The sequence below is a fragment of the Anaplasma platys genome (assembly GCF_012790675.1).
GTDB classification, from domain to species: domain Bacteria; phylum Pseudomonadota; class Alphaproteobacteria; order Rickettsiales; family Anaplasmataceae; genus Anaplasma; species Anaplasma platys.
In genome coordinates, this window is sequence record NZ_CP046391.1 from 515708 (window position 1) to 527272 (window position 11565).

At 43.6% G+C, this 11565-nt stretch carries 8 protein-coding genes; 3 read left to right on the plus strand and 5 right to left on the minus strand.

The features are described from left to right. Positions 1-185 precede the first annotated feature (185 nt). The gene (locus tag ANPL_RS02130; protein WP_169193149.1) at positions 186-458 is read right to left on the minus strand and encodes a DUF2610 domain-containing protein; all 273 of its coding nucleotides are present in this window, start codon (positions 456-458) and stop codon (positions 186-188) included. Between the two features lie 247 nt (positions 459-705). On the opposite strand from ANPL_RS02130, the gene ANPL_RS02135 reads away from it, so the two are divergent. Both ANPL_RS02135 and dnaG read left to right on the plus strand, forming a co-directional pair. Next, complete coding sequence (locus ANPL_RS02135) at positions 706-1722, plus strand: class I SAM-dependent methyltransferase (RefSeq protein ID WP_169193150.1); 1017 nt, start codon at positions 706-708, stop codon at positions 1720-1722. A gap of 140 nt (positions 1723-1862) precedes the next feature. Continuing rightward, positions 1863-3683: a DNA primase gene (gene dnaG / locus ANPL_RS02140; protein WP_169193151.1), complete on the plus strand. Its 1821-nt coding sequence runs from the start codon at positions 1863-1865 to the stop codon at positions 3681-3683. Positions 3684-4022: 339 nt separating this feature from the next. On the opposite strand, the gene rpoD is transcribed toward dnaG, so the two are convergent. Together rpoD and dusB are read right to left on the minus strand one after the other, a co-directional pair. Continuing rightward, positions 4023-5885, minus strand: a complete 1863-nt coding sequence (rpoD, locus tag ANPL_RS02145; RefSeq protein ID WP_169193152.1) for an RNA polymerase sigma factor RpoD — start codon at positions 5883-5885, stop codon at positions 4023-4025. A gap of 217 nt (positions 5886-6102) precedes the next feature. Next, a complete protein-coding gene (gene dusB / locus ANPL_RS02150) occupies positions 6103-7050 on the minus strand; it encodes a tRNA dihydrouridine synthase DusB (protein ID WP_169193153.1) in 948 nt (315 codons plus the stop codon). A gap of 189 nt (positions 7051-7239) precedes the next feature. Between dusB and ANPL_RS02155 the strand changes: the two genes are divergently transcribed. Beyond that, the gene (locus tag ANPL_RS02155; protein WP_169193154.1) at positions 7240-8124 is read left to right on the plus strand and encodes a 4-(cytidine 5'-diphospho)-2-C-methyl-D-erythritol kinase; all 885 of its coding nucleotides are present in this window, start codon (positions 7240-7242) and stop codon (positions 8122-8124) included. A gap of 372 nt (positions 8125-8496) precedes the next feature. Here the strand turns inward: ANPL_RS02155 and cutA are convergent, their stop codons facing one another. Then, a complete protein-coding gene (gene cutA / locus ANPL_RS02160) occupies positions 8497-8901 on the minus strand; it encodes a divalent-cation tolerance protein CutA (RefSeq protein WP_169193155.1) in 405 nt (134 codons plus the stop codon). Continuing rightward, a complete protein-coding gene (locus tag ANPL_RS02165) occupies positions 8876-11356 on the minus strand; it encodes a hybrid sensor histidine kinase/response regulator (protein WP_169193156.1) in 2481 nt (826 codons plus the stop codon). Before ANPL_RS02165 ends, cutA begins: the two co-directional genes overlap by 26 nt. Positions 11357-11565 lie beyond the last annotated feature (209 nt).

An 11565-nucleotide genomic window follows, 5' to 3' on the forward strand; every position in this document is an offset into this window, starting at 1 on the left:
GAGCGATGATTTTGTCGACATACAGCTAAGCAAATTCTGCGGGTATATACAGAGAATGTTTAAAGCTTCAGGGCCGTGTGCAACGCAGACAAGATTCGCATTAGTGCTTTGCAGAAAATGTACCCCCAGCCTCCTTAGAGCAAGAAGGAACCTCGAGTTTCGTCTAGGGCCCTGTTGGAAAATCCTCAGTGCTCATCGGTATTGTTTTTTGCGGCAACCTTTAGAGCATATACGCAAAGATCGGCTAGACATATGCCATTTTCTTTTGCGAGCTTGTTAAGTTTTTCCAGGCTGCTTATCACCCTTTCTGGTAATTGTCCACCACGTTCTTTAGCTAGCCAGGTATTTTGCTGTTGTACTGGATGGGCATCAGGTTTTGGTTCGCCCACATAAACCGCAAACGGTGACGTTTTACCTCCGAAATCGCAAGGTATGATAAACTTTTTTACGACAGTCATGTATTACCTCATAACCTACCAATATCGACGAATCACCTGATGTGCACAAATCTGAGCTTTCGATATCACAAAATCCGCCGTACAGTATGCAGAAATCCACACGAAACGCAACAGCACGCAGGGTAACGCTGCGTGCTCCGTGAAACAACGTCTTTTAAATAGAAAAATGTGTACCAAAACTTTTGCAGTACCACTACAACTTTCTAACATGTTAGGGTAATATATCTGTTAACTAGTCGGTAAAATCATGAAAGGTTTTATCTTTTCCGAAGGTAATGCCGTACCAATGGACAAGTTCATTGGCGAAGCTCTTTATAACAAGAGCCAAGGATACTATATGACGCGTGCTGTATTTGGTAGGAGTGGTGACTTTATAACAGCGCCGGAAATCAGCCAGTTGTTTGGTGAGATAGTTGCAGTGTGGTTGTTGCAATACCTTGAGTCTGTAAAAATCTCAGAAAAATTTGCTCTTGTTGAATTAGGGCCTGGTAGGGGAACCATGATGGCTGATATTATGAGAGTCATGGAAAAGTTTCCCGAATATTACAAGCTCATTGAAGTATATCTGGTCGAGGTTAGTCCTCTCTTACGTGCAGCACAGCATAATGTGCTTGCAGAGCATGCAAAAAAGGGCAAGGTTTTTTGGCACGACAACATATCTGAGCTACCCCATTGTCCTACGATAATAGTAGCAAACGAGTTTTTTGACGCACTTCCGCTTAAGCAATTTGTGCTGGTTAATGGAGGGTGGCGAGAAAATTACGTGTGGTGTGGTCCTGAAGGGCTTCGAGTTGTGCAGTTGGAAACGGAACATAATTTAGATTTTGACTCCGATTTGCCAGATGGAAGCGTTATTGAAAAATGTAGTGCTGCTGAGGACATGTTATGTGATCTCGAAAACATATTGGTAAGAAACGGTGGTGCGGGTCTGATCATTGATTATGGATACGTTGATCCAGTCTATAAGAGTACTATACAGGCGGTCAAAGACCATAGGTTTTGTAGTTTTCTTGATTATGTTGGTGAATGTGATATCTCTGCCTGCGTTGACTTCAATGCGTTACTGAAAGCACTCAAGAGCATTAAAGGTGAAGTTATAACCCAGCGGGAGTTCTTATATAAATTTGGTATTCGGGAAAGACTAGAGCTCCTCGTAAAGAATGCCACAAAAGAGCAAGAAGTTCTGCTTAGACAATCATTCCTGCGCCTTACAGAAAACATGGGCACGCTGTTCAAGGTCTTGTTATTGCATCACAGTGAGTAATGGAGATTTTTTCCACGGGCATTACGGTACAGTGGCCAAGGCGTTTGCAGGTGCTGCACCACTAATTTGTGTAAGTAAACTTTCTGATGTTGGTATAATACGATGCACCTGTTGTTTTGGTCAGGTTTTGTGGGTTTGTCATGCAAGGTAACAATGCTGTTACAGATAATATAACGCTTATCCGAAGCAAAGTCAGGCTCATCGACATTGTTTCAGAAAAGATAAAGCTAACCAAACGTGGTGGTAGCCATTATGTTGGGCTGTGTCCATTTCACTCAGAGAAAACACCGTCCTTTAGCGTAAACTGCGACAACAACTTGTTTTACTGTTTCGGATGTGGAGCGACCGGAGATGTTATCCAATTTGTTTCAGACACCGAGGGTTTAGATTTTAAACAGGCAATGGTCTCCCTTGCAGAGAGATACGGGGTAGAACTGATTGTAAGCAAAAGCGATGAAGAGGCACCAGACTCTTTATGTAATATCATGGAAAAGGCAACTATCTGGCTATCTGGCAGGTTGCAGGAATCAGAGGTTGCCCTCAAATACATGCGCAGTCGGGGAATTACCGAAGCTACTATAAAGCGGTTTCGTGTAGGTTATGTACCCAGTGCCGGCATTAAGACATATCTATTGTCCATTGGAATTAGCGTTGAAAGGATGCGTGATGTGGGCTTACTCAGCAAGGGAGGGCAAGACTGCCTTTATAATAGGATAGTTTTTCCAATTTGTAACTCAATAGGAAAAGTGATTTCTCTGGGGGGAAGGTCGCTAAGCCCTGAACATACCCCCAAGTATCTAAACTCAGCTGAGAATGCACTGTTCAAGAAACGCGAGAGCATGTATGGCTTCCATTTAGCCTTTGGTAATGCAAAAAAACTGGGAAAGATGGTAGTGGTGGAGGGGTACATTGATGTACTCATCCTGAGCCAAATGGGGGTTCACAACGCGGTGGGTCTGTTAGGTACGGCCATGACCGAATATCATTTGAAGAGTATATGGGCTATTGTACCGGAAATAATCGTGTGGATGGATGGTGACTATGCGGGCTTGAAGGCTGCAGTAAAAATAGCTAATCTAGCCATGGGGATCATGCAGTTTGGTCAAAGCGTCAGGTTTATTTCAGGAATAACGGGGAAAGATCCGTATGATGTGTGCATGGAGAAGGGTGCAGATGCCGTACGTTCTATAATTGATAACGCAAAGTTGCTTTCAGAATTCATATGGGAGTATGAGCTATCAAACAGCGGTATGGGTACCAAGATAGTGCCTGAAAAGTGCATGATGCTAGAAAATAAGCTGAAAGAGTACGTTGCCAAAATCCAGGATCATAGAGTCTCAAAGTATTATAGGAATTTCTTCTACCAACAAGTAAGGGAACTGCAGAGGGATAGAAGAAAGGGAACATGGCTTTCTGTGTCTGGTAGTACCAGGTTCCTAAATAACGGATCGGCGACCGATAGAATGAGAAATGTATCGCTAAAGGTTTGTGCCGAGGATAGCTACCAAACGCGTGTTATATGTACTATAGCAGAGTGTCCGCAACTTTTGGATGATGCGTCTGTTTTTGAGCAATTTGCCGACATGGACTTCAATAGCCATGATAGAAGAATTCTGCAGCAACAAATTGTTGACATAAAAGGGGCGGACAGTATACCTTCAAAACAAGATCTTATACAAAAGCTGCGCGCCAGGGGAGGGAGTTTGGAGAAGACCCTTCAGGGGCTGCTTGGTGCTAGTGCAAGCATGGGGTTCTCGCTGTCATCTCTTGGGCTGACCGGAGAGGCGTTGGAAAAGCTGGCCCGGCAGGAGTGGGAAAAGCTGATGCTTTTCAAACAGCTTGCTGTTATTCATGAACAGATAGTGAGGTTGAAGCTTGAAGGAAGGGATGAAATAGCCAACAAGCTTTCTGAACACGCCAGGGAGATAGATGATAAACTGCGGGGATCTTGGTTATGCTAGCACATGTGGGTAAGCCCATTGGGGCGTATATGTGTTGGCCATGTTATGTTTTTAATCCGTGCCCGCCGGGTTGAAAACGCGTTGTGAAGCTTGTGGGTCTATTAAATGGGAAAGTTGTGCAACGCAACATAGCTCCACTGTCATCTGACGCGGATGTCTGGTGCAACAGCCTCTTTTGGCGCCAACTCAAGCGTAATTCTTTGACCATGACGTATACAAGCGCCACTATGGCAAAAAAAACTCTACCAACACAGAGCAATCCTCGCGTGCAAGCATCGAAAACTAGCTCGCGAGAGTCAAAAAAGACAGTTGCAATCACGAAAGTCGCAAACGACCAACTTAGAAGAACCCACGCAGCTTTCTTGCACGACTAGGATGTCGCAACTTCCTGAGAGCCTTAGCCTCAATTTGCCTGATTCTCTCTCTAGTCACGTTGAACAATCTACCAACCTCTTCTAAGGTATGATCCTTGCCACTTTTTCCGATGCCAAAGCGCATGCGCAGAATTCTTTCCTCTTTGGGGGTAAGTGTTGACAACACTTTTGTAGTTATCTCTCGTAAATCTGCCAACACCGCAGCATTTTCAGGCTTCACGGCGCGCTTGTCTTCAATGCAATCACCAAAAGTACTACTGTCATCATCTCCTATGGGACTTTCTAGACTCACGGGATCTTTGACGATCTTCATAACTTTGCGAATCTTCTCAACATTTATGTTAAGCCTTGCAGACAATTCCTCCAAAGTGGGTTCCCTTCCTATTTCATGAAGCATCTGGCGCAACGTACGGTTTATCTTATTGACCGTCTCGATCATGTGTACAGGTATGCGAATAGTCCTCGCCTGGTCGGCTATTGCCCGCGTTATTGCCTGTCTTACCCACCACGTAGCGTAGGTAGAAAACTTGTATCCTCGCTTGTAATCAAACTTATCTACCGCCTTCATCAGCCCTATGTTTCCTTCCTGGACCAGATCTAGAAACTGCAGTCCGCGATTTGAATACTTCTTTGCGATCGAAACTACAAGGCGCAAGTTTGCCTTGATCATCTCCTGCTTAGCTTTATTGGCAGTACGTTCGTGTTTTTGAATCTTCGCCACCAAGGCCTTGAAATCCCCTGGACAATCCTCGCCGGACAGCATTCTCACCCTGTTTTGCATCCCCAACAGGGTTTCTCTCTCCTTCTCTAAGAGATTCTTTCCCTCAGGAGAAGTATTCAAGTTCTCTTCAATGGTATTGCTGTTATAGGCATCGAGAAAGCTCTTTCGATCGACCCCATAGCTCTCAACCAGAGACAGCAGGGATGACTCTTCAGCAGCTATCGACTTGCTCAAGTTATAAATCTGCTGAGTTACGGACATCACAGCCGAATCGCTAAGCTTCATCTGAGATACCATCTCCCAGATGTTCTCGTGTAGCTCATTGTAGGCAACTTCGTCGTAGTCTCCCCCATCGCGCCGTTTCTTTTTCATTTCTAAAATTTTCTCCGCTGCTTCAATGGTGGAGTCAAGAATTGAAATTACTTTAGGCAACAGAGCGCTTTCCATCTCCAAGATAGAAGCATTGCCCAGCGATGACTCTTCACTATCCTCATCGCTTTCATCGCCGTCAAGGTCAGCATCACGGCCTTCATCAGCAGCGGGAGCAAGACTATCTTCTCTCTCCTCATCACCAAATTCCCCATCTTCCCCGAATTCTTGTTGCGGATTGCTCCCTCTATAATTAGCATCTAAGTCTATAATATCCCGCAACATTACCTGCTGATTGACTAGGTCATCACGCCATGACATAAAAGTGCGTAGCACCAGAGGAGCCTCTACCATGCACCGTAGCATATTTACTTTCTCTGACTTTATTCTCTTAGCGATCTCAATCTCGCCGGCACGCGATAAAAGCTCTACAGAGCTCATTTCACATAAATACATGCGAATAGGGTCATCTGTTTGTCCGAAATCCCATGACTTCAAGCTGGCTTCGTCCTCATCGTCTTTTGCAGCACTTTCTTCTGCTGCTACGTCAGCTTCATCTTCGTCGCTTTGCTCCAAAACACTAATACCAGAGTCGTGAAGCATGGATATAGTTTCATCAATGCCCTCAGAAGTAACAACCTCGTCATCTGACAGAGCATCGTTAACATCGTCAAATGTGACTATTCCTCCTTGCTTTATACCTTTTGTTATCAGACTTCTAACAAGCTCTTTATCCATCAATTGATCCCATAAGGAAAAAACAAAAACAGCTCAAACCGAAGCGCCACGGCTACTTCACACCCCAGAAACGCCATAGCACCAAACTACAACAACATAACGCAACCCTCAAGGACGTCACAAGACGTCACCCGTTAGCAGCGGCAACCAGGCAGGTACTCCTCCTAACATATATTAAGGAAAGTGTCCAATAATTTGCGTCTTTTTACCCCTAGAGCTAGTGGGGAGTAAAAAATTCCGTTAGTCTTTTTCTAACCTCACTATGATCACTTAGCATATTCATCTGTGCTCTAAACATAGACGAATCTTTATGTGAACTGCTGTACCAGCCTATGTGCTTTCTGAATATTTTTACACCTAGACTCTCACCATAGTGCTCTATTGACGAGTCATAGTGCTCCAATATTATCTGGAGTTTTTCACTTTGTGACGGATCTGGCAATTCTTCTCGAGTTTTCAAAAACTGTAACGCCTGCTTTATGATCCATGGTTTGCCGTAGGCACCCCTGCCTATCATCACTCCGTCGGCGCCTGATTCTTCTAAAGCAGCTACTATATCTCGTGACGTCTTTATGTCGCCATTGACAATTACTGGTATTTTTACACTATCTTTTACTTCTTTGACAAACTTCCAGTTTACGGTTCCAGTGAACATCTGATTGCGCGTTCTGCCATGAACTGTGATCATCTGTATTCCTACGTTTTCAGCAATCTTTGCCAATCGAGGCGCATTTAGGTTGTTGTTATCCCACCCCATTCTCATCTTTACTGTGACAGGTATTTTTACAGCTTTCACTACATTTTCCATTATCCGTGCTGCATTATCTTCATCCTTCATCAGCGCAGATCCAGCATAACCATCAACCACCTTTCTTGCAGGGCAACCAAAGTTCAAATCGATAAACTTTGCTCCCAAATCTTCATTCAGCTTTGCCGCCTCTGCCATAATTTCTGGCGTGCATCCCGCAAGTTGCACAGAAGTGTCGCCGCAGACCGAGCATTTTTGCAGGCTTTGGCGGGTTTTCAAAATCATCGCCCTGCTGGCAATCATCTCTGAAACTAGCAACCCTGCTCCCAGCTTTCTGACTAATGAGCGAAACGGCAGGTCGCTAACTCCAGACATCGGAGCCAATATTACCGGATACTCTGATATGAATTGCCTCACAGCTTCAATACACTACACGTACGGGCAGTAATGATAAGTCGCAATTCTGCCCGTAGCAACAGTAATTAGCCGACTCAGAAATATGTACAATGTAAATATGTCTTTAAATTTTAATATTTGATTTACAACGACACAACATAGGAGTTATTACAGGGGTGCGGAAGTAGATGCTGCAAAACGGGGGTCGGGATGGCTAGGTATATCATTAATGCTCCTGCTAAGATAAATCTTTTCCTGCATATAGTAGGTAGAGCCCCCTGCGGATACCATTTGATAGAGTCTGTTTTTGCCTTTGTTGATCTTTACGATGTCCTAGAAGTTGAACTGGGATCTAAACGACGCGGGGTGAAGTTTATCAGGTTCTCAGGAATTCACAGAAGCGACAACACAATTCAGCGATCCATTGGGCATATGGTGCGTAGGTGTTTGTCAGGCGTTGCGGAGAATGTATACGTCAAGGTGCTGAAGAACATTCCGGTGTCAGCAGGTCTTGCTGGTGGGTCTGTCGACGCAGCTGCAGTTATTAGGTTGCTTGGTAGGTTGTGGGGAATAGATGAAAAGGAAGCAAACCGCGTTGCCTTTAGAGTAGGTAGCGATGTGCCGGTGTGTTTGATATCAAAAACAGCTTTTGTTTCGGGTATGGGTGATCATGTAGAAATGGTGGAAGACTATTCTTTTCCGAAGCATGTTGTTCTTGCGGGACCTAGAGTGGAGTTGAGCACGAAAAGTGTATTTCAATCATTTAAACCTAATGAGTTTTCTTCTAGCCTTGGGGAAGCTCCCCAGAGTAGCGAAGAGTGGCTGTCTGTGATAGAAAGGTCTCGTAATGACCTCACAGATGTTGCATTATCATTGGTTCCAGAGGTGCAGAAAATCCTGGGAGCATTGAATAAGTTGGAAGGGTGTTATTTAGCCAGGATGAGTGGGAGTGGAGCTACTTGCTTTGCGCTCTTCTTTGATGAAAATATGGCAAATCTTGCAGCGGAAAAGCTAAAAGCAGAAAACGAGGATTGGTTCGTTTGTAAAGCCAATATTGTACAAGCAAGACACGTTGCTAATGTGATACGTGCCTGATCTATTGAACAAGAAATAGGCTACTGTGGACTGTATTTTATTTGTTTATAGTGGTGCCTTATATGCGTAATTCCTTCGCAGCCATTACCGGATTAATGGCAAAGTTTAATCGTTGCTAGAAGGCTGAGTTTCTGATGTTGCTCAGCCGTCCAGTTTTCTTGCGTTGTTATGGTGGTTATAAAATCTGGAAATTGCATCCAGGGGAATGCTATCTTCGCGCAAATTACATCTGGGACTTAGGTTAACTTACTTAAAAGCACTGTTGGTTTGTAGATAGCGTGCTTCACATGTGTAGCGCACACCAGCCTGTTCTGAAAAAGCGTGTAACTCCAGCCAAACAGCTACATGACTCATGGATAAATGTCCATTCATTTACGAGTCATCAGTCTTCAAAGACTTATTAACCCAGTCCAGAAATCCTTGATCACAATCTTGTGTAACAATTGATAAAATTGCAGGGGTCGTATATGGGTGGGATTCTTTTATACGATGTTGAACTTTTGCAGCAAAGATCTCCAAAGTTTTCATTATTGTTACATGCTCTTTGTTTGTGTCTAAAATACCATTCCATAAATACATGGATGTTGTTTCTGGGAAGACATTAACGCATGCAATCAATCCTTCCCGCAACAGAGCGCTGCTGACTTTATATGCCGTGTTGTAATCCGGATAGGTGGTGTATATCAAGCAGACTTTGTTCTTCACCTTCGTCTCTACTGCAGTAACGGAGCTCAGTTCGTATGTTATATCTCTAATTTTTGCATGACAAGGCCTCATCAACCTTCTGGAGTAGAAGTTTCAGAGTGAATGGCTTGGATAAAAAGAGCATCTCATTGAAGTTAATGCCCTTGTGTTGCTGGTGGAATACTTCTTCTGCGTATCCTGAAACAAAAATTACCTTAGCATTTGGCCTAATCTTCAAAATTTCGGCAACAGTTTCCGGTCCGCTTCTTCCTGGCATTACAACGTCACTCACTATAACATCTATGTTTGTATCTATTGCTGCTCTTATCGCATCTTTGCCAGAATTCGTATCAATTACCTTGAATCCCCGCTTCGATAACGCCTTAGATGTAAATTCGCGTACTGGATCCTCATCCTCAATCAGCAGCACAGTAGCGGAGTTAGCATAGTGCAGCCCCTCTTCCAGCATATTGTCATCAAGAGTCGCAGTATCAAGAACCGCGGCATTCTCTACTTCTGAAGTTTCCGTTGAATACACTCGCGGCAGAAGTATCATGAATTTGGTTCCTTCTCCTACCTTGCTTTTAACGTATATATATCCTCCGGTCTGCTTTACTATTCCGTATACGGTAGATAATCCCAGCCCTGTGCCATAAGAGTCACTCTGTGTTGAGAAGAAGGGGTCAAATATCTTCTTCATCACATTTTTGTCTATACCGTGTCCAGTATCAATTACTTCAAGTACTACATACTCTCCATACTCAATGCGGTCTTTGTCCGGAGCAAACATGCCCTTAAGCATACTAGAGGCATCTACGGTGAAGTTATATGTGCGTAATGTCAGACTGCCTCCCGAACTCATTGCGGATTTTGCATTGACGACTAGGTTTACTATTACTTGTTCCAATTGGCAAAGATCTACCATTACCAGGCCTATGTTTTCCTGATAGTATATCTTAAGCTCTATGTCTTCACTGATGAGGCGCTTAATCATTTGTGATAAATCTGCAACTATATTGTTTATATCTAGAATCTTAGGTTGCAGCGTTTGCTTGCGTGAGAATGCCATCAGCTGTTTGATCAGATTTGCGGCCCGATTGGCGTTTTGCTTGATTTGCATTATGTCCCTAAAAGAAGGGTCCGTTGCGGGGTGTTGAATGAGTAAAAGGTCGCAGAATCCAATTATGGCAGTCAATATGTTATTGAAGTCATGTGCAATGCCACCAGTAAGTTGCCCCACAGCTTGTAATTTTTGTGATTGTTCAAGCTGTGTCTCAAGGCTTTTACGATCCGCACTATCAGTTATGTAACAGATCACAGATACCGTGTTGTTATGCAGCAACTTGTTCAGATAAATCTTCACGTAGGTGTTATTACAGAGCTGTCCTTCCAGCGACATATTGTTTATTACGCTGTTTTGCAGGTACTTCCTGACCTTGCGGCTGTAGACAACGGTCAGATACGAGTAAATGTGCTCTTGGTGTTGTCCTTCAGTTAGTGCGGCAAACGCCTTATTATGTTTTATGATTTTCCCATCGGTACTGCACTGCGCTATGGCTATAGGCGCATGTATAAAACACGGATTGAACTGGTAGTCTGTAAGGTCGAATTTCTTAGGAGTTATCAGACCATATATGTAACTACTATTGTTCTTGTCATGAAAAACTTCCTGGGTTACGTAAGCTCTAAACATTGTCCCAGTTGAGGTTACAAAGACCTCCTCCCCTTCATAAGGCTGGTTTTTGCTGAGGAAGTCGCTAAACAAGGTATGTCGCTTTATGGTATCAAGCTCAAAAATTTTCAAAAAATTAGCATTGGCTGAGATTATGACACCGTCCTTGTTGAGTATGTAAGAACCGACATTGTGTCTATTCAGGAGTTTTTCGTGTACATCTTCCTTGGTGATTTTTACTGCTTTGAGGACAAAGTAGTCTTGAGGCCTTGATAGCGGATTTAAAAACAAACTAAACGTTGCCTCAGTATTAATGTCGATCTGTGGATTGTTAACAATCGGATCGAGTATGAGAGAGAAGTTAGAGACAGTATTCTTTTTGCTGACCGAGCAATATGTTCGTACCGGGGATTTATTTTTCAGAGCATCTAAAAAGCGAGAAATCTCCTTATCATTCAGATTTCCGAGTTTGAGCACACTGTGGAGGTTTAGGTTGCCGCTTTGCGTAAAATTCTGGAATCTAGTATTGAAACGCGCGTCCGAATACACAACATTGCCAGCGCCGTTCAATATTAAGCAGAACTCAGTATCGTGGTTGAGCGCATTGGCAAAAATCATGTTTTGATATTCTATGGAGGCTATTACCTTTTGGTAGCATTTAAGTCTTTGTAGCAACACCAAAACCGCCGTGCTCGTGAGCAAGCAATTGAACACCATGCTCACATACCCATTCTCAGTGCCGAATAGATATATGCTCAATATGCACAGCAGAGGGAATACCACAACAACGGCACCCTTTGTTTTTGTGATGCCATAGTCACGAACAACGAAGTCTACCTTGTGATTTTGCTCACTATCTGTGTACCTCTTATGCACCCGCACACTCCCAGGCCCGTTCCCCCACCTCAAAGTCCAGCACAACAAGGGGCATTACCCGTTATCAGCCAGGCTTTATTGTTAAACAAGTATATGGCAAATGGGTAAAGGAGCAACTCTGATTGTTAAAGGCGACGATTCAAGACTTACCTTGCTTTCGTTTACCTTTCTTAACAACGTCCTTGCCATTCTTTGAAAGCCAGCACTGA